Annotated in this window: 19 protein-coding genes; 6 read left to right on the top strand and 13 right to left on the bottom strand. The window is 67.1% G+C overall.

Annotated elements, in window-relative coordinates:
• Positions 1-175: 175 nt before the first annotated feature.
• The 9 genes from ACTIMF_RS01505 to ACTIMF_RS01545 form a co-directional block, all read right to left on the bottom strand.
• A complete protein-coding gene (locus ACTIMF_RS01505) occupies positions 176-2,551 on the bottom strand; it encodes a [protein-PII] uridylyltransferase (protein ID WP_442348500.1) in 2,376 nt (791 codons plus the stop codon).
• Positions 2,526-2,864: a P-II family nitrogen regulator gene (locus ACTIMF_RS01510; RefSeq protein WP_442348501.1), complete on the bottom strand. Its 339-nt coding sequence runs from the start codon at positions 2,862-2,864 to the stop codon at positions 2,526-2,528. Before ACTIMF_RS01510 ends, ACTIMF_RS01505 begins: the two co-directional genes overlap by 26 nt.
• 69 nt (positions 2,865-2,933) lie before the next feature.
• Positions 2,934-4,268, bottom strand: a complete 1,335-nt coding sequence (locus tag ACTIMF_RS01515) for an ammonium transporter (protein ID WP_442348502.1) — start codon at positions 4,266-4,268, stop codon at positions 2,934-2,936.
• A 150-nt stretch (positions 4,269-4,418) separates the two neighbouring features.
• Positions 4,419-6,038 (bottom strand): acyl-CoA dehydrogenase family protein, encoded by a 1,620-nt coding sequence (locus ACTIMF_RS01520; protein ID WP_442348503.1) that lies wholly within the window; start codon positions 6,036-6,038, stop codon positions 4,419-4,421.
• Positions 6,035-6,673 (bottom strand): TetR/AcrR family transcriptional regulator, encoded by a 639-nt coding sequence (locus ACTIMF_RS01525; protein WP_442348504.1) that lies wholly within the window; start codon positions 6,671-6,673, stop codon positions 6,035-6,037. Before ACTIMF_RS01525 ends, ACTIMF_RS01520 begins: the two co-directional genes overlap by 4 nt.
• Before the next feature lie 72 nt (positions 6,674-6,745).
• Entirely contained in the window at positions 6,746-8,185 is a 1,440-nt protein-coding gene (gene ftsY, locus ACTIMF_RS01530) for a signal recognition particle-docking protein FtsY (protein WP_442348505.1), read from the bottom strand.
• A 14-nt stretch (positions 8,186-8,199) separates the two neighbouring features.
• Positions 8,200-11,793, bottom strand: a complete 3,594-nt coding sequence (smc, locus tag ACTIMF_RS01535) for a chromosome segregation protein SMC (RefSeq protein ID WP_442348506.1) — start codon at positions 11,791-11,793, stop codon at positions 8,200-8,202.
• A 25-nt stretch (positions 11,794-11,818) separates the two neighbouring features.
• Entirely contained in the window at positions 11,819-12,097 is a 279-nt protein-coding gene (locus ACTIMF_RS01540; protein ID WP_442348507.1) for an acylphosphatase, read from the bottom strand.
• A 5-nt stretch (positions 12,098-12,102) separates the two neighbouring features.
• Positions 12,103-12,510, bottom strand: a complete 408-nt coding sequence (locus ACTIMF_RS01545) for an OsmC family protein (RefSeq protein WP_442348508.1) — start codon at positions 12,508-12,510, stop codon at positions 12,103-12,105.
• 127 nt (positions 12,511-12,637) lie between these two features.
• Between ACTIMF_RS01545 and ACTIMF_RS01550 the strand changes: the two genes are divergently transcribed.
• From ACTIMF_RS01550 to ACTIMF_RS01575, 6 genes are all read left to right on the top strand, one after another.
• Entirely contained in the window at positions 12,638-13,552 is a 915-nt protein-coding gene (locus tag ACTIMF_RS01550) for a saccharopine dehydrogenase (protein ID WP_442348509.1), read from the top strand.
• A 73-nt stretch (positions 13,553-13,625) separates the two neighbouring features.
• Positions 13,626-13,961, top strand: a complete 336-nt coding sequence (locus tag ACTIMF_RS01555; protein ID WP_442348510.1) for an ArsR/SmtB family transcription factor — start codon at positions 13,626-13,628, stop codon at positions 13,959-13,961.
• Positions 13,954-14,388, top strand: coding sequence for an SRPBCC family protein (locus ACTIMF_RS01560; protein WP_442348511.1), 435 nt, complete (start codon positions 13,954-13,956; stop codon positions 14,386-14,388). The genes ACTIMF_RS01555 and ACTIMF_RS01560 overlap by 8 nt, the downstream gene beginning before the upstream one ends.
• 37 nt (positions 14,389-14,425) lie before the next feature.
• Positions 14,426-14,773, top strand: a complete 348-nt coding sequence (locus ACTIMF_RS01565; RefSeq protein ID WP_442348512.1) for a nuclear transport factor 2 family protein — start codon at positions 14,426-14,428, stop codon at positions 14,771-14,773.
• The gene (locus ACTIMF_RS01570) at positions 14,770-15,117 is read left to right on the top strand and encodes a TfoX/Sxy family protein (RefSeq protein ID WP_442348513.1); all 348 of its coding nucleotides are present in this window, start codon (positions 14,770-14,772) and stop codon (positions 15,115-15,117) included. The genes ACTIMF_RS01565 and ACTIMF_RS01570 overlap by 4 nt, the downstream gene beginning before the upstream one ends.
• The gene (locus tag ACTIMF_RS01575; protein ID WP_442348514.1) at positions 15,114-15,461 is read left to right on the top strand and encodes a hypothetical protein; all 348 of its coding nucleotides are present in this window, start codon (positions 15,114-15,116) and stop codon (positions 15,459-15,461) included. Before ACTIMF_RS01570 ends, ACTIMF_RS01575 begins: the two co-directional genes overlap by 4 nt.
• Here the strand turns inward: ACTIMF_RS01575 and mutM are convergent.
• From mutM to ACTIMF_RS01595, 4 genes are read right to left on the bottom strand one after another with little or no spacing between them, the layout of a single operon-like run.
• Complete coding sequence (mutM, locus tag ACTIMF_RS01580) at positions 15,423-16,280, bottom strand: bifunctional DNA-formamidopyrimidine glycosylase/DNA-(apurinic or apyrimidinic site) lyase (RefSeq protein ID WP_442348515.1); 858 nt, start codon at positions 16,278-16,280, stop codon at positions 15,423-15,425. The genes ACTIMF_RS01575 and mutM overlap by 39 nt on opposite strands.
• A 6-nt stretch (positions 16,281-16,286) precedes the next feature.
• Entirely contained in the window at positions 16,287-17,030 is a 744-nt protein-coding gene (gene rnc, locus ACTIMF_RS01585; RefSeq protein WP_442348516.1) for a ribonuclease III, read from the bottom strand.
• Complete coding sequence (locus tag ACTIMF_RS01590; protein WP_442348517.1) at positions 17,027-17,578, bottom strand: YceD family protein; 552 nt, start codon at positions 17,576-17,578, stop codon at positions 17,027-17,029. Before ACTIMF_RS01590 ends, rnc begins: the two co-directional genes overlap by 4 nt.
• 35 nt (positions 17,579-17,613) lie before the next feature.
• The gene (locus ACTIMF_RS01595) at positions 17,614-18,408 is read right to left on the bottom strand and encodes a DivIVA domain-containing protein (RefSeq protein ID WP_442348618.1); all 795 of its coding nucleotides are present in this window, start codon (positions 18,406-18,408) and stop codon (positions 17,614-17,616) included.
• Positions 18,409-18,526 lie beyond the last annotated feature (118 nt).

The raw sequence follows: 18,526 nt of genomic DNA on the forward strand, positions 1-18,526 counted from the left end.
CACCGGGATACTGCTGCCCCGGGTTCTGGGACGGCTGCCCGTCGGGGAGCTTCTGACCACCGGGGAACGACGCATTGGGATCTGTCATGAGTCAATGATCTCCCACTCGGACGACAATCCAAATCCCAGGCCAGCGGGTTAATTCGATCAGATGACAGCTATCGCGTCCCGCCGGTCAGCATACCGCCAGAACGTCCTTCGTTACCGATTCGCGAGAAGCGTCCGACTGCTCGGGGAGCGCGAGGCAGAAGGTGTCTACTGCGGTGGCGCCCATCGTCGCAACGGTCGCCCACGCGATGTCCAGGCCTGCGTGCTCGAGTGCGCCGGTGACCCGTGCGAGGAGGCCCGCGTCGTCGCGGCTGCGCAACTCCAGCAAGTCCTGCCCCGGGTGGTCAGCTGTCAGCCACCGCACGCGTGGCGACGGCGCGATCCGCGATCCGGGGACCGCCGCCCGTCCGACTCGAGCCGCGGCCCCGCGCTCGGCAGTCCGCTTCGCGAGCACAGCGTGCACGTCGACGCCGCCGTCGACGGCCGCAGCCAGCCGCTGCCGCAGCAGTACCGCGTCGGACGGGGCCCCGAACGTCGGCATCACGACGAACGTGTTCACCGCCGATCCCGCGTGCGTCCGGACGGTCGCCGAGTGCGCTTGCAGGTCGGCCAACGCGAGAATCGCCGCCATCTTCGACAGGATGCCCCGACTGTCCGGCGCGATCATCGTCACCGCCGTCATGTTCGGGCCGTCGCCCCGCGCTGTGTTGACTTGGACGCCACCGGCCTCGGCGAGTGCCACGATCTCCGGAGCCAACGGTTCGGGTCGGGGAATCACGTGGCCGCCGAGGTGGTCGATGACGCGTTCGACCAGTCCGCCGACGAGCGTCGCCTTCCAGTCGTTCCACACACCCGGGCCGGTGGCCCGCGAATCGGCTTCGGCGAGGGCGCCCAACAGTTCGACGAGCACCCGGTCGCCGCCCACCCGATCGGCGACCCAGGCGACGGTCTCGGGCGCGCTGACATCACGGCGGGTGATCACCGTGGGCAGAAGCAGGTGGTGACGGACCAATTCGACGAGTATCCGTCGGTCGTCCGGCCACAGACCGAGCCGGTCGGCGATCGGCCCGACCAGATCCGCGCCGACTTCACTGTGGTCACCGCCACGCCCCTTCCCGATGTCGTGCAGCAAGGCGCCCAATAGGAGCAGATCGGGTCGCGCGACGCTTGTCGTCAGGGAACCCGCGTACGCGACCGCCTCCAACAGATGCCGGTCGACGGTCCACGAATGGATCGCGTCACGCGGCGGCAAATCGCGGATCGCAGGCCATTCCGGGATGATCTTCTCCCACAGTCCTGTCGCGTCCAGGGCCTCGACCGCGTCGACCAGATCATCACCCGAGGCCAGCAGCACCAGGAGGTCGGAGAGGTCTTCGGCCGACCACGGTTCGCCGATCGTCGGCGCGTAGTTGGCGAGACGGGCGAGCGCCTGGCCGTTGATCGGCAGACGGTTACGCGCGGAGGCACTCGCGACCCGCAGCACCAGGCCGGGGTCGGTACTCGGTGTCGCGGTCTTCGCGAGGACCACTTCGCCGCTGTGTTCCACGACGCCCTCGTCGAGGGGCCGACGCAGCGGCATTCGTCGCAGCTTGGACAGCCCGCGTCTGCCGACCGCGTTCTGCGCGGTCCGGAAGCCCGCGTCGACGGCGAACGACGTCGTGCGCGCCGCGTGCGAGATGACCCGGGCCAGATCGAAGCGGTCGCCGACGTCCAAGGCGGCGGCGATCTCATCGGCGTCTTGCGCCCGCACCTGATCGCGGGCCCGGCCGGCCACCAGGTGCAGCTCGGTCCGGACAGCGAGCAGGTCACTGTACGCGGTCCGCAACGGCGACTCCGCACGCCCTGGGTCGAAACGTCCGAGTCCGTCGGTCAGTTGCGCAAATGCCAACGCGTCGAGCAGTTGGATGTCGCGGAGACCGCCACGCCCGTTCTTCAGATCGGGTTCCGCGCGGTGCGCGATCTCGCCGGTCCGATCCCATCGGGCACGGGCGCTGTCGATCACGTCCGGTAGTCGCATGCGCGCCTCGGCACGCCAGAGACCCCGGACGGACGAGGTCATCAGCGACGCGAGATCCGCGTCGCCAGCGATGAATCGAGCATCGAGCAGACCCAGCGCCGCGGTCACATCCTCACGCGCGACCTTCATCGCCTGTGGGACGGAACGAACGCTGTGGTCGAGTCCGATCCCCGCGTCCCAGATCGGGTACCAGAAACCGTCGGCCACGTCGGCGAGACGATCGTGATGACGGTCATCGTGGACCAGGACCAGATCGAGGTCGGAGTACCCGACCATCTCGCGGCGCCCGAGACTTCCGACTGCCACCAGGGCGAACCCGCTTCCGTCGACGACGCCGAGCTCGGCCGCACGACCGGCGAGCCAGGCCTCCGCATGGTCGGCGAGCGCGTCGCGCAGTGCCTGACCATGCAGATCGCCCGGCCGCAGCAGCGACCTCCGTCCCGTTGCGAGCGCCTCGGCGTCAGATCGCGTCGGGTCCACGTTCACCGGTACGCACCCGAATGATCGAATCCACCGATGTCACCCAGACCTTTCCGTCACCGATCTTGCCGGTGCGTGCGGATTCGACGATGGTCTCGGTGACCTGGTCGAGGAGGTCGTCGTCGACGATCACCTCGATCCGAACCTTGGGCACGAAGTCGACGGCGTACTCGGCGCCCCGATATACCTCCGTGTGGCCTTTCTGCCGCCCGTAACCCTGCACCTCGCTGACGGTCATGCCCACGATCCCGATCTGTTCGAGTGCGGCCTTGACGTCTTCGAGCGTGAACGGTTTGACGATTGCGGTGATCAGCTTCATTGTTTGACCCTTCCCTCTACTTCGAGCCTAATGCGCGAGTCATATGCGGCTGCAACACGTTCGGCGAACTCAAGCGGTCTCATACGCGCTCTCCGCGTGCTCAGCTGCGTCGATGCCGACCAGTTCTGCTTCACGATCGACACGCCACCGCAGCGGCTTGAGAACAAATGCGATCACTGTTGTGAGCACCGCGGTGAAGGCGAGTGCGACGAGCGCGATGACCGCCTGGACCGCCAGTTGCCGGGCATCGTGACCGTAGAACAGGCCGGTGTCCTTGGCGAGCAGGCCGATGCCGACGGTGCCCCAGAGTCCCGCGACGAGGTGCACGCCGACGACGTCGAGCGAGTCGTCGAAGCCGAACTTGAACTTGAGGCCGATAGCGACCGCGGCAAGCGCGCCGGCGACCAGACCGAGTAGAAGTGAGCCCACGGGAGTCAGCGCACCGCAGGCCGGAGTGATGGCCACCAGTCCGGCGACGACGCCGGATGCGGCACCCACGCTGGTGGCGTGCTTGTCACGGAACCACTCGACGGTCAACCAGCCGACCATCGCTGCGGCGGTCGCAGCCGCGGTGTTGATCCACACGAGACCAGCGGTGGCATCGGCGGCGAGTTCGGAGCCTGAGTTGAAGCCGATCCAGCCGAACCACAGCAGCGCCGCACCGAGCATGACGAACGGAATGTTGTGCGGCCGGTACGCCGTCTTACCGAACCCGCGCCGCTGTCCGACGACGAGCGCGAGTATCAGGCCCGCCATGCCGGCGTTGATGTGGACGACGGTGCCGCCCGCGAAATCGATCGGCGCGACGTTCGCCTCGCCATCGGTTGATCCGAACATCCACGATGCGAATCCGGTCTCCGAATCCGAGAGGAGCCCGCCGCCCCACACCATGTGCGAGAGCGGAAAGTACACGACGGTGGCGAACAAGACGCTGAACACGACCCACGTCCCGAACCTGACGCGCTCGGCCACTGCACCGCTGATGAGTGCGACGGTGATGACGGCAAACGTCAATTGGAACGCCATGAACACGATGGCCGGAATGCCGGTACTCCCCCAGACGACGACCTGGGTCTCGCCTGCGACCTCACGGGTCTGCGTTAGTTGGTCCGAGCCGAACAACGAGAACGGATTCGCGAAGATCCCCGCGATGTCGTCGGCGCCGGTGAGACCGTTGCCGAACGACATCGAGAACCCCCACAGGACGTAGACGATCGTCACGGCGCCGAGCGCTGCGAACGACATCATCATCATGTTGAGGACCGATTTCGCTCGAGTCAGTCCGCCGTAGAAGAACGCCAACGCAGGTGTCATCAGGAGCACGAGTGCCGCGCTCATGATGACCCAGGCGGTGTTCCCGGTGTCGATTGGGCCGAACACTTCGTCCGGTAATGCTGAATTCACTTGGCGCAGGCCTCCTCACTCGTCGGCTGTCGACGTGTGAGGAAGACTTTGTCGGGTTCACGTTGCGCTGTCGGTCCACTCGTGTTTCAACGGCGTCAACCGTGGATGCTGCAGGTTTCGGGCTCGTTACGCGCCCACCACGGGGTCCGTTCACGCCCGCGCGGCGATTGCGGCCAGGTCCAGGCGCGAGTCGAGTACGCCGTACATCTGCCCCGCATCCTCGATCCTGCCCGACACGAACGCGTCCGACACGATGGCGGGCGCGTGCCTGATCAGGATCGATCCCTGCAGCGCCAGAGCCAACGATTCGGTGAGTCGACGCGCGACGGCCGGGGCACCTGCCGGATCCGCGGCGACCTGCGCGATGAGTTTCCGCGTGCGCTCCACGTGCAGGTCGTACGCACGGTGCTGACCGAGCGCGAGCTCGAACTCGTTGTCCAGTGCCTCCACCGACAGCGGGTCGCGGACCATCGCGCGCAGAACATCGAGCGCGATCACGTTGCCCGACCCCTCCCAGACCGCCATGACGGGCTGCTCCCGGAATCTGCGCGCGAGCGGGAACGCTTCGGTGTATCCGTTGCCGCCCAGGCACTCCAACGCTTCATATGCGTGGTTGGGACCGCGCTTGCACACCCAGTACTTGCCGACTGCTGTGGCCAGGCGCCGGAATGCTTGCGAGGGTTCGGAGTCGTCGTCGTAGGCCGCCGCCAGACGCATCGCCGTCCAGGTGGCTGCTTCGGCCTCCACTTGCAGATCGGCTATCACTGCGGTCATGGCCGGCTGGTCGACCAGCGGCGAGCCGAACGCGGAGCGGTGACGCACATGCCACGCAGCTTCGGCGACCGACTGACGCATACCGGCCGCGCTGCCGAGAGCACAGTCCAGTCGCGTCTGGTTGACCATCTCGATGATGGTGCGGACACCCGAGCCCTCGTCTCCCAATCGCCATCCGATCGTGTCGGCGAACTCGATCTCCGACGAAGCGTTCGACTTGTTTCCCAGCTTGTCCTTGAGCCGTTGGATCGCGAAGACGTTTCTCGTGCCGTCGGGCAGCGTGCGTGGCACGACGAAGCAGGTGACTCCGGGATCGGTCTTCGCGAGGACGAGGAAGGCATCCGATTGCGGCGCCGAACAGAACCATTTATGACCGGTGATTCGGTACGTTCCGTCGCCGTTCTCGACCGCGCGGGTGGTGTTGGCGCGCACATCGGACCCGCCCTGTTTCTCGGTCATCGCCATGCCGAAGATGGCCGACTTCTTCGCCGGGTCGGCCAGCGACGGATCGTAGTCGCGAGACAGCGTCCGCGGGACCCACTGCTCGGCCAGCGCCGGGTCGACGCGCAGCGACGGGACGACTGCGTGCGTCATGCTGACCGGGCACGCGTGGCCGGGCTCGACCTGACCGAACTGGGTGAACATGGCGGCGCGAGCGACGTGGGCGCCTGCCCGCGGATCGTCCCAGCAGCTGGTGTGTGCGCCGTACGCGATCGCGTCACCGATGATCCGGTGATAGGCCGGATGGAATTCGATCTCGTCGACCCGATTCCCCCACCGGTCGTGCGTGTGCAGGACCGGCGTGAGGGTGTTGGCGAGCTCGGCGTCTCGCTGGAAATCGGCGCGCCCGACCAGGGCTCCGGCGTCGGCGAGGTCGGTACTCGCCCAGCGGGCACCGAACGCGTCGACGGCTTCGACCAACGGCAGATTGGTGGTGTATTCGTTCACGTCGACGCGCGGCGGCGCCTGATTGAAGACCTCGTGGGTTGCGGTCATCGCTTCTTCTCCTCGTGTGGCGGGACGGCGCCGAGCGCTCGGAAGCAGAAGGCGCGGATGGTGGCGAGCAGTGCGTCGGGATCATCGCGCTTGAGCGGCGACGCGTCCGGATTCAACACTCCGACAAGCGATTCGGAGATCGCCCCGAGTAGAGCAGACGAGGCGACGCCCGGGTCCTGCTCAACGAACGTTCCCTCCGCGATCCCGTCGGCGATGAGGTCCGCGCCGAGTGCCCGATACCAGCGGCGCAGACGGAGCCGTTCGGCGTCGACCGCCGGGATCACCGGCTCGAACAGCAATGACCACGCGAGGCGTCTTCCCCGCAGTGCACGGTCGGCGAATGTCGACACGAGCGCGTCGAGCCGGTCGGCTGGGTATGCGCAAGCGTCGACCGCCGTCGCGACTTGCGCGTACTCATGCTCGGCACTGTCGCGGAACACCTCGGCTAGAAGGGTGTCGCGGTTGTCGAAGTACGAGTAGACCGACCCGACGCTGACGCCGCTCCCCTCTGCGATCGCCGCAATGGTTGCCGCCGAGAAGCCCGCCTCGGCGACGAGGGTGCGGGCGGACGCGAGCATCGCGACACGCTTGGCGTGCGCGCTGCGTCGAGTCTGTTCGGTCGGCCGGTACGCCACGCCCCGCCCCCTGTCACCCAGAATCGACTGCGATCAAGCTTTGAATCGCTCTTCAATTCTTACCACAAGGTCCTACAGCAGCGCCTCGACGAAGGCCTCCGGCTCGAACGGCGCGAGGTCGTCGGCGCCCTCGCCGAGACCGACCAGCTTGACCGGGACACCGAGCTCTTCCTGGATGCGGAAGACGATGCCACCCTTGGCTGTGCCGTCGAGCTTGGTGAGGACGACGCCGGTGAGCGAAACGACCTCGGCGAACACCTTGGCCTGCATCAGTCCGTTCTGCCCGACCGTCGCGTCGAGGACCAAAAGCACCTCGTCGACCGCCACCTTCTTCTCGACGACACGCTTGACCTTGCCGAGCTCGTCCATCAGACCGGCCTTGGTGTGCAGGCGACCTGCGGTGTCGATGAGGACGACGTCAACGCCGTCGTCGATCCCCTTGCTGACCGCGTCGAACGCGACGGATGCGGGGTCCGCTCCTTCGTTGCCGCGGACGATGCCGGCTCCGACCCGCTCGCCCCAGGTCTGCAACTGGTCCGCTGCGGCCGCGCGGAACGTGTCGGCCGCACCCAGCGAGACTCGACGACCATCTGCGACGAGGACGCGCGCGAGCTTGCCCGTTGTCGTCGTCTTGCCGACTCCGTTCACGCCGACCACCAGGACCACGGCAGGCCCCGCCGCATGCGGCAACGCCTTGACCGAGCGGTTCAGTTCTGGACGTAGTTGCTCGACGAGGATCCGTTTGAGGGCGGCGCGCGCGTCGTCTGCGGTCCGCACCTTGCCCGCGGCGAGTTCTTCGCGGAGGCGTTCGACGACAGTCGAGGTCGCCGCAGTACCGAGGTCTGCCATGACCAACGTGTCCTCGATCTCCTCCCAGGAGTCCTCGTCGAGGTCGCCGGCACCGAGGAGCCCGAGGACGCTGGCGCCGATCGCACCCTGTGACCGCGACAGCCGCCCGCGCAGGCGCGACAGACGCCCCTCGGTCGGCTCGATCTCGTCGAGCTTCGGCGTCGGGGCCGGCTCGGGCTCTACGGGCTCGCGTTCAGCAGCCTCGGGTTCAGCAGGCTCGGCCTCAACTGCCTCAGACTGAACTGCCCCAGGCTCGGCGGGCTCGGCCTCGACGGGTTCCGGCGTGACGGGCTCGGGCGCCACCGGCGCCGTCCCAGTCGTCGGGGCTGAATCAGTCTCCAGGGTTACCTCAGCGGCGGACCCGGGTGAAACGTCCGTCTCGGGTGTGCGTTCGGGCTTCGGCTCGGGCTGAACCTTCGGTCCGGGCCGATCGAGCGTCGCGGACCCTCCGCCGCCCTGACTGAAGTTGAATCCCGATCCCGCCTGGTAGCCGCCGGACCGATCGACCTGGCGGGTGGTGCCGTCGGTCGCGTCCATCTGGTCGGTCGGCTTGTCACCGATCGAGATCCGCCGTCGACGGTTGATCACGTAGCCGGCCACACCGATCAGAACGATCAGTGCGACCACTCCGACGATGACGCCGATCAGGACTTCAGTACTCACAGGGAGGATGCCTTTCAGGTGGAGGGTGCGAGGTCGACTCCGCGGAGCCGTTGCGAGATGACCTGGGTGATTCCGTCGCCGCGCATGCTGACGCCGTACAGGGCGTCGGCGACTTCCATGGTCGGCTTCTGGTGGGTGATGACGATCAGCTGCGACTTCTCCCGCAACTGTTCGAACAGGCTGATGAGACGGCGCAGGTTCGCGTCGTCGAGCGCCGCCTCGACTTCGTCCATCACATAGAAGGGCGACGGCCGAGCGCGGAAGATCGCCACGAGCATGGCGACGGCCGTCAACGACTTCTCACCGCCGGACAGCAGCGACAGGCGTTTGACCTTCTTGCCCGGAGGTCGCGCTTCGACTTCGACGCCGGTCGTCAACATGTCCGACGGGTCGGTGAGGACGAGGCGTCCCTCGCCGCCGGGGAACAACGTTGAGAAGACCTGCGCGAACTCCTTCTCGACGTCCGAGTACGCGTCGGTGAACACCTGCAGGATGCGGTCGTCGACCTCCGCGACCACGTCGAGGAGGTCATCGCGTGCCTGCTTGACGTCCTCGAGTTGGGTCGACAGGAACGTGTACCGCTCCTCCAACGCCGCGAACTCTTCGAGGGCCAGCGGGTTCACCTTGCCGAGGGTCGTCAGATCCTTCTGGGCCTTCTTCGCGCGGGCCTCCTGAGTGGCGCGGTCGTACGGCATCGGCGCCGGGGCGACGACCTGTTCGCCGCGCTCCTTGGCCTGCTCGTACTCACGCACCTCCAACTCGGACGGCGGCATCGGAACGTCCGGCCCGTATTCGGCGACGAGATCATCCGGGGCCATCGCGAACTGTTCGAGCACCTGTTCTTCGAGTTGCTCGATACGAAGCGCGGCCTGGGCTTTCGCTATCTCGTCGCGGTGCACCGCATCGCGCAATTGATTCATGATCGCCGTCTGCTCCTCGACTAGACGCCGCAGTTCCTCGACTTCCGCGGTGCGAGCAGCAGTGACCTCTTCGAGTTCGTCGCGTCCGCGCGCGGCGTCGTCGACAGCCGCCGCGACGGCGGCCGCGACCGCGCCCCCGACCTCGACGACGGCGCCCGCGACCCCTGCTGCGTACCGACGTGCGGCGTCCTGTCGCTTGATCCGCTCCCGACTCGCACGCTCGTTGACTGCCGCGCGCCGCAGACTCTCGGCCTTACCGCGGACGGAGCCGAGCCGCTCCTCGGCGGTCCGCAGCGTCAGCCGAGTCTCGACTTCCACCGACCGGGCCTCGGCGACCTCGGCCGCTGCGGCCTCGCGCATCTCGCTGTCCATGTCGGTCGCCGCGTCCGGGTCGTCGTTCTCGTCACGCGCACGCGCCAGACGTTCCTCGACCTCGGTGAGCGCCGTCAGGTTGTCCGCACGGCCCTCTTCCGCGAGTCGTCGTTGGCGGGTCAGGCGATCGGCTTCGGCGCGGGCCGCTCGGATCTCCATCCCGAGACGGCCGAGTTGTTCGTAGGCGGCTCCGACGTTCGCGTCCGACTCGTTGAGTGCGGCAAGCGAGCCCTCGGCCGCCTCTTTCGCCTGCTCGCGGGACACCGTCGCGGCGCCCAGTTCGTGCGTGGACTTCTCGACGGTCGAGCGGGCCGACGCGAGATCAGCTGTCGCCGTGTCAATCGCAGCCTGCACTTCGAGGGTCGACGGCCGAGTGGACGATCCGCCTTCGACGGCCGCCGCGGACATTCGGTCACCGTCACCGGTCACCGCGACGAGGCCGTGCTCCATCGCCAGGGCGAGTCCCCGCTCGGGATCCTCGACGATCACGACGTCGCCGAGCAGTACGTCAACGGCGCCCCTCACCGAATCCGGCGCGTCGACGACGTCGCGCGCCCACACGACGTCGGCCGGAATGTCGGGGCGTTCGCTGCGCGCACGTCCGGACAGTCCGCCGACGATCAACGCTGCACGGCCGCCGTCCCCGCCCCGGAGCGCGGCGAGCGCTCGGACCGCGGTGACGCCGTCCACGGTCGCGATCGCATCGACAGCCGGGCCTAGAGCCAGTGCGACCGCCGTCTCGTATCCCTCGTGCACGGTCAGCAGGTCCGACAGTGGGGACAGGAGCCCGTCGGCGGCATTCGCCTGCAGCCAGGCTCCGCCGTCACCGCGCTCGAGTCCCATCTCGAGGGCCTCGATCCGCGCGGTCAGGGACGCGATCGTGTGCTCGGCGTCACGCTCGGTCTTCTCCAAGGCCGTGACGGTGTCGCTGGCCGCCTCGAAGGCCGCGATGCAGCGTTCGTGGTGCTCGTCCAGCCCCTGCTCGCGCGACTCGAGGTCTGCGGTGATGGCGGCCTGCTCGTCGAGTCGGACCTGGGCGGTGTCGGCTCGCTCGTGCGCGGCCTCGATCGCGGCGGTGAGTCGGTCGGTCTCGGCGTCGACCGACTCGATCTTGGTGCGCAGGTTGGCGGCCTGGCCTTCGAGGCGGGCGAGCCCTTCACGTCTGTCGGCGACAGCTTGCACCGCTGCCATGTGGGCCTGCTCGGCAGCGGCAGCCGCCTGTTCGGCGGCTTGCAGGGCAGCGGTCGCGTACTCGAGTCGTGCGGCGGCCTCTTCGACGGTCTCCTGGTGTTCGGCCTCGGTCATCGCGGCGCGTTCGGCCTGCGCTTCGAGTTCTTCGGGATCGGGTCCGGTCGGGGCGGCGGCCGGGCTCGTCAGGTGAGTCGCACGCTCACCGGCCACTCGGCAGGTGCCGTCGACGCGTTCGCGCAGCGTCGACAGCTGGTGGAACACACGTCCTGCTTCGGCGGCCGCCGGTGCGACCTGTGCCAAGTGCTCCTGCGCTGCGGTCAATGCGGTGGTCGCCTCGTCCAGCCGTGCGGCCACTTCGTCCTGCCGCGCGCGGATCTCCATCTCGGTGGTGCTGTGTTCGGCCATCTCCGAGCGGCGAGCCACCAGATCATCGGCCGCCAGGCGCAGACGGGCGTCGCGAAGATCGGCTTGCACTGTTGCGGCCCGGCGCGCGATCTCCGCCTGTCTGCCTAGTGGTTTGAGCTGGCGGCGGAGCTCAGTGGTGAGGTCGGTCAGGCGCGCGAGATTCGCAGCCATCGCATCGAGTTTGCGGACCGCTTTCTCCCGGCGGCGGCGGTGCTTGAGTACTCCTGCCGCCTCTTCGATGTACGCGCGACGGTCCTCCGGCTTGGACTCGAGGATCCCCGCCAGGCGCCCCTGGCCAACGATGACGTGCATCTCGCGGCCGATGCCTGAGTCCGAGAGGAGTTCCTGCACGTCCATGAGTCGGCACGCACTGCCGTTGATCTCGTACTCGCCTGCACCGTCGCGGAACATGCGCCGCGTCACCGACACTTCGGAGTACTCGATCGGCAGGGCACCGTCGGAATTGTCGATGGTCAGCGTGACCTCGGCTCGGCCGAGCGGTGCGCGTCCGGAGGTACCGGCGAAGATGACGTCGGCCATCTTTCCGCCGCGCAATGCCTTGGCTCCCTGTTCGCCCATCACCCAGGTGAGGGCGTCGACGACGTTCGACTTGCCCGAGCCGTTCGGCCCCACCACACAGGTGATGCCGGGCTCGAATCGCAGCGTCGTCGACGACGCGAATGATTTGAACCCTTTCAGGGTCAGGCTCTTCAGGTGCACGACCAGCGAGTCTACCTGCGGTGGGTCATCGCTCTACGAACCCGGCGTGGTCTCCGCGCGCCGGTGCGAACTCGTCGACCACGAGGTCGACGCGGCCGGGAGTCTCACCCGAACGCAATGCTGTCACCAGGAGCTCGAGCACTTCTGGCGGCCCCTCCGCCACGACGTGAACCCGGCCGTCTGCATGGTTCGACGCGTAGCCGACCAGACCCAACTCCAAAGCTCTGGACCGAGTCCACCACCGGAACCCGACGCCCTGAACGTGCCCGTGCACCCAGGCGCTCAGTCGTTGCGGCTGCGTCATCGGGTTCAGTCCGTCTCGATGGTCAGGTCGACCTGCGCGCCCGCCTTGATGGTGCGTCCGACCGTGCACACCTTCTCGACCGCTCGCTCCACGACCACCAGAAGTCGTTGGGCGGCTTCGGGATCGAGTTCGGAGAGATCCACCTCAAGGGTCTCCGACAGCACCGGGTACACCTCGTTTTCGCGGTCTGCGCCGCCCGAGACTCGCACCGTCGCGTCGTAGTCATCGCCGAGGCGCCGCGCGAGCGGCTTATCCGACGACATCCCGGTACACGCTGCGAGCGCGATCTTCAGTAGTTCGCCCGGAGTGAACACGCCGTCGACGTCCTCCGAGCCAATCAGGACCTCGGCGCCGCGTGAACTCTGCCCCGTGTACCGACGGGTTCCGGTGCGCTGCACCCACAGTTCTGTCATGTGTGTCAGGACTCCTCGTGTCTCGAATGAACGCTTCCCCGTCGGCAACCGCGTGCTCGGAGAGTTTGTTCCAAGATACGGTCAACTCCGACTCGGAGCGACACCACACACAAGAAGCGAGATGCCAATGAAGACCCTCCTGATCGGCGCACGTGGAGCTGTCGGGACGGTCGTCCGAGCCGAACTGGAGAGGTTGGGCCACCAGGTGACGCGGGCGGGCCGCTCGGCCGACAGCGAGGCGGTGGTCGACCTGGGCGGCGATCTGCCCTCGGTCGCGACACACGCGCGCGAGGTAGACGTGGTGGTCAACGCTTCCGGCATCGAACGCGTCGACCTCGCGCACGCCACCGGGACCACCCCCTTAGTCGACATATCAGCCACGAGCAGCTATCTCGATGCACTTCTCGCATCTGCTGCCGACCGCCCGGTCGTCCTCGGCGTCGGGTTGGCACCCGGGCTCACCACCGTCGTGACCGCAGCACTGCCCAGCAACGCTGACGACGACATCGATGTCTTGGTGATGCTCGGTTCGGGTGAGCAACATGGTCCCGCGGCTGTCGAATGGACGGCGGGGCTCGTCGGATCGCATGTCCACCGCCCGCCGGAAGGCGGATCCGTCCGCAACCTCACGACCAGTGTGCGCGCGGCGGCCCCCGACGGCCGGACGCGACGCTATCTGCGGGCCGACTTCCCCGACCACATCCTGCTGGCCAGGGACGACGGCCGGAGAATCCGCTCCTACCTCACACTCAGCTCGGCTCCGATGACCACGGCACTGGCGCTCGTTGGTCGGTTTCCCGCACTGCGCGCGACGTTGAAGCGGAGCCCCCACATCGGTTCGGACGAGTGGCACGTCGTCGCCCGCAATCGGCGCACCGGCGAGCAGCGTCGGGTCTCCGGGCGCGGACAGTCGGAGGCCACCGGCCGCCTCACGGCACTCGCCGCGATCCGCGCCGCCGAATCCGACGTCACCCGGCCGGTGACCATGGCTGACCTTGTGAGCCCCGACGACATCGAGGGCTTGGGGTGGAGCCTGTCCTGACCCATATACCGATAGTCATAAGTACAAGCGTTCATTTGTGCTAAGCTCGGGTCGGTCGTCGGGAAGGACGCAGATGGGCGCAGAAGCTGCAGTTGACCTCGACCTCGCTCTACGCGCATTGGCCGACGGGAACCGGCGGGCGATCCTGCGGTTGATTCGTACAGATCCACAAGCGGTGGGCACGATCGCCGACGATCTCGGTCTCTCACAGCAGACGACGTCCCACCATCTCGGGATTCTCCGCAGAGCCGGGCTCGCAATCGGCAGGCGCGAGGGAACGCGACATCTGTTCGCGGTCGATACCGATGGACTCGCGGCAGTCCGCTCGTATCTTGATGACTTCTGGCCGGCGAAGCTCGCTGACTTGAAGTCCGCGATCGAGTCCCGGGAGAAGGGGGATCATGGCTGAATACCGCGACGCGATCGAGATCGCCGCAGCACCGGAAACAGTGTTCGAATACCTGACGACCGAAGAGGGCATGACGGCGTGGATGGGCCAGTGCGCCGACCTGGACCCTCGGCCCGGAGGCAGATTCGCCGTGGATATCACGGGCCACCCCGTCCGCGGCGAGTTCCTTCATGTCGAGTCACCGACCCGCGTCGTGGTGTCCTGGGGTCTCGCAGGCAACGAGGACCTGCCGGCAGGGGCGTCGACGGTCGAGTTCCGGCTCACCAGGATTGCCGACGGCACCCGCGTCGACCTGCGCCACTCGGATCTGCCAGACCTCGATGTACCCGGCCACGCCGACGGTTGGGCGAACTTCCTTCCTCGCCTCGCCATCGCCGGAGCGGGCGGAGACGCAGGCCAGGACGACTGGCGACCACTGCCCCGCTGAACCGCCAACCACCGCAGCACCAGCCGAGGAGAACGCCATGACTCAGAACACCGCGTACGACGTCGTGCAGAAGTACCACCACGCATGGACACGCGGCGAGGTCGCCTCGGCGATGGATCTTGTCGCCGAGGACATCACCTGCCGCGCCCCCGGCGTCGACCTGAACGGTAAGGAGGCCTACACGCAGTTCATCGGTGGCTTCGCCCCGATGCTCACCGGAATCGTGGACATTGCCGAATTCACCGACGGGGACCGCGTGACGCTGTTCTACTACCCGCAGACGGCAGCCACATCCACAGCGCCCGCAGCCGAGTTCTTCACCGTCGCGGACGGGAAGATCACCGCGAGCGTGCTCATCTTCGACCGGCTCTCCCACACGCCATGACTCCCGAGCAGGCCGCGCTCATCGAACGCATCCGCGGACAGATAGCCGACGATCTCGCGGTACGTGAAGTGTCGATGTTCGGCGGCCGGGCGGTGATGGTGAACGAGAAGATGATCGTCAGCGTTCAGAAGGACAGCGGACTACTCGTGCGCGTCGACGCCGACCGACACGACGAGTTGCTCGAACGACCCGGCACCGTCCAAGCGCAGATGGGTGCTGGCCGGAGCATGGGGCCGGGATGGATCGAAGTCGCGGCCGACGCAACCCGCGACGACGACCAATTGGCTGCCTGGGTCAACGTGTCGATGGAGTACAACGGAACAGTGACCGTCGGCCGATCATGACCCCGCTGCCCATACCCGACGACGGTCGGAAGCACCGCGAGGTACGTGAGAGGAAACTGTTCAGTCGGATTCGCCCGAAGGACAGAGGCGCGATCGCCGTCGCCGTCGACCAGGCAATCGCACACCCCGGCAGCGGGGACGACAGAACGTGGTACGACCTGCAGATGAGCGCCGCGCTCCCGGACGGCAGGGTTTTGCACCGCAGACTCCATCTCGAGAGGGAACGGCTGGGACGCCGCGTCGGCGGTGCCGTCCGCTTCCGGCACAACAGTCTCGACCCCGATGCGCACGACGACGTCTACCGACTAGCGCTTTCGCTGGCAGACCGGACAGAAGTGGCTTGAGCGATTCATGAAACTCTCGCGGCGTATCGGTGTCCCACAACGATTGCACGGCTGCCCTGCGCGGCCGTAGACGTTGAGACTGCGGGAGAAGTACCCGGATTGGCCGTTCACGTTCACGTACAGCTCGTCGAACGACGTGCCACCGACCTCGATCGCCTCAGCCATCACCGTGCTCGCCGCATCGAGGACTCCGGCCAGCCGCGCCCTGGACGTGCGGCTTGTCTTCTGCGCGCCGTGTACCTTTGCACGCCAAAGGGATTCGTCCGCATAAATGTTTCCCACCCCGGACACGACGGTCTGGTCGAGCAACGCGCGTTTGACTTCGGTGTCCTTGCGGCGCAGCACCGCAACCACCCGCTCCGGATCGAACGCGTCCTCGAACGGGTCGGGAGCGATGTGCGCCACCGACTCGGGTACCGCCCGTCCGCCGACAGTGACCAGGTCGTCGATGTGCCAGCCACCGAAGGTTCGTTGGTCGACGAATCGGAGTTCACGACCGTCGTCGAGACCGACCCGGATCCGCAGGTGCTTCTGGTGCGGAACATCGGTGTCGGTGATCAACAGTTGCCCGCTCATCCCGAGATGAACCACGACGGCTACCTCGTCGGTCGCGTCGGCACCGGTGAGCCACAGGTACTTGCCGCGCCGCTCGACTGCGTCGAATCGCTTGCCGCGCAGTCGATTCTCCAGATCGGTGGCGCCGCCGACATGCCGTCGGACCGCCCGCGGATGCAGAATTGACACGTCGTCAATGCGCCGCCCGGTGAGGTGAGGCGCCAACCCGGACCGGATGGTCTCTACTTCAGGGAGTTCGGGCACGTGACGTTAGCTGCTCGACGCAGCACTCTCGCCCGCGCTGCCGACGAAGCCGGTTGCCCCGTTCAGCTCGCGCCACGCGAGCGCGGCGGCCTTCTGCTCGGCTTCTTTCTTGGTCCGTCCAGTGCCTTCGCCGAGTTCGCGTCCACCGACGACGGCGACTGCGGTGAACTCCTTGTCGTGGTCGGGTCCGGTCGAGGTCACCTGATAGTGCGGCTGCCCGGCGTTCTTCTCGGCCGACAGTTCCTGCAGTGACGTCTTCCAGTCCAGGCCCGCACCGAGCTCGCCCGCCCGAGCGATGATCGGCTCGAACAGACCCATGATGACCCTCTTGGCCTCGTCGATGCCGTGATCGAGGAACAGCGCACCGAATACCGACTCGAGCCCGTCCGCCAGGATGCTCTCCTTGTCGCGCCCACCGGTCAGTTCCTCGCCTCGGCCGAGGTGGATGTGTGCGCCCAGTCCGCCGTCACCGAGTCGGCGGGCGACGTCCGCCAGCGCATGCATGTTGACCACACTCGCGCGGATCTTGGCCAGTTCGCCCTCGGGCCGATCCGGAAAGCCGACGTACAGACGTTCGGTGACCACGACACCGAGCACCGCGTCTCCCAGGAACTCGAGTCGTTCGTTGGTCGGGAGGCCGCCGTTCTCGTACGCGTACGAGCGGTGGGTCAGCGCCAAGGTCAAGAGCTCCGGGCTGATCTGGACGCCGAGGGCGTCGAGCAGGACGCTGGGGTCGGGGTGTTTGGTCATGAGCGGTCGTCCGGAGCCGGGTCGACGAACTTGTCGGCGAGCTTGGCCCAGCGGGGGTCTATGACGTCGTGACCGTGGTCGGGTTCGGCGTCGGCGAGGCGCACACCGCAGACTTGACACAACCCCGGGCAGTCCGGTCGGCATACCGGCGACAGCGGTAACTCGGTGGCGATCGCATCGATGATCGTCTGCTCGAGGTCGACCTCTTCGTCAACGATCCGCTCGACGTCTTCGTCGTCAGCAGTCTTATCGGTCTCCGAATCCGGATACGCGAACAGCTCGGTCAGATATACCGACACCAAATCCTCGAGGGGATCCAGGCAGCGACCGCATTGCCCTTCCGTGACGCCACTGACGGTCCCAGACACGAGGACACCCTCGGTGACCGATTCCAGTCGCAGATCGAGCCGCACCTCCGATTCGGCCGCGATGCCGATCATCTCCGCACCGATCCGATCGGGCGTAGACACGGTGCGGTCGACCTCGACCATGGACCCGGCACGCCGGGGCACACTTCGGACGTCGATGACGAAGGGTTTAACACTCACGGTCGATGATTTTACGCGAGTCGTCGACCCCGGTGTCAGCCCGCCATCTGCGCGGGGCTGCGATCGTCATCGTGGGCCACGTCGACACTGTGCGGGTACTCGACGTAGTCGTGCATACCCGCGCCGGTGCGCAGCTGCTGTCGACCGCGATTGACCGACCGCAGAGTGCCGGTCAGAACGTCCTCGAAGTCCGCGAGCTTGTCGTCGACGTAGATGTCGCACTCGCCGCGCAGACGGTCCGATTCGGCGTGCGCCGCGTCGACGATCCGCTCGGCCTCACTCTTCGATGCGGCCACGACCTCCGAATCGGAGACCAGCCGCTGCTGTTCGGCGATGCCGTCGGCGACCGACTTGTGGTAGCTGGCGTCGCCCGCTTCGACCACCCGGGCGGCTTCGGCGCGGGCACGGCCGGTGACAGCCTCGAACTCACGGTTCGCACTGGTCTCCAGACGCTGGGCCTCCTCGGCCGCGGCGTCAACGGTCTGCTGTGCGTGAACGCTCGACTCGGCGACGATGCGCTCGGCCTTCGCGGCAGCCTCGGCCAGGATCCGGTCCGATTCGGCCTTGGCGTGTGCGAGCATCGCCTCCGAGTCGTTCTCGGCTCCGGTGATCAGCCGATCGGACGTCTCGCGCGCGTTGCCGACGAGGGTGTCGCGCTCGTCGAGTACATCTTGTGCGTCGTCGAGCTCGGCGGGCAGCGCGTCGCGCAGGTCGTCGAGCAGTTCCAGCACGTCGCCACGGGGGACGAGGCATCCTGCGGTCATCGGGACGGTGCGCGCCTCTTCCACGAGTGCGACGAGTTCGTCCAGCGCTTCGAATACGCGGTACACGGTTACTCCGATCCGGCTCAAGGCCTTGACGTCAATGAGGCCATTGTGCCGAATGTTGCGCGTGTGACTGGAGAGGCTGAGTCGGCGTGTCGGCATCTCCGCCGGGCGCCGCAGTGTC

This window comes from Gordonia sp. (in: high G+C Gram-positive bacteria), from assembly GCF_052106715.1.
Taxonomy (GTDB): domain Bacteria; phylum Actinomycetota; class Actinomycetes; order Mycobacteriales; family Mycobacteriaceae; genus Gordonia.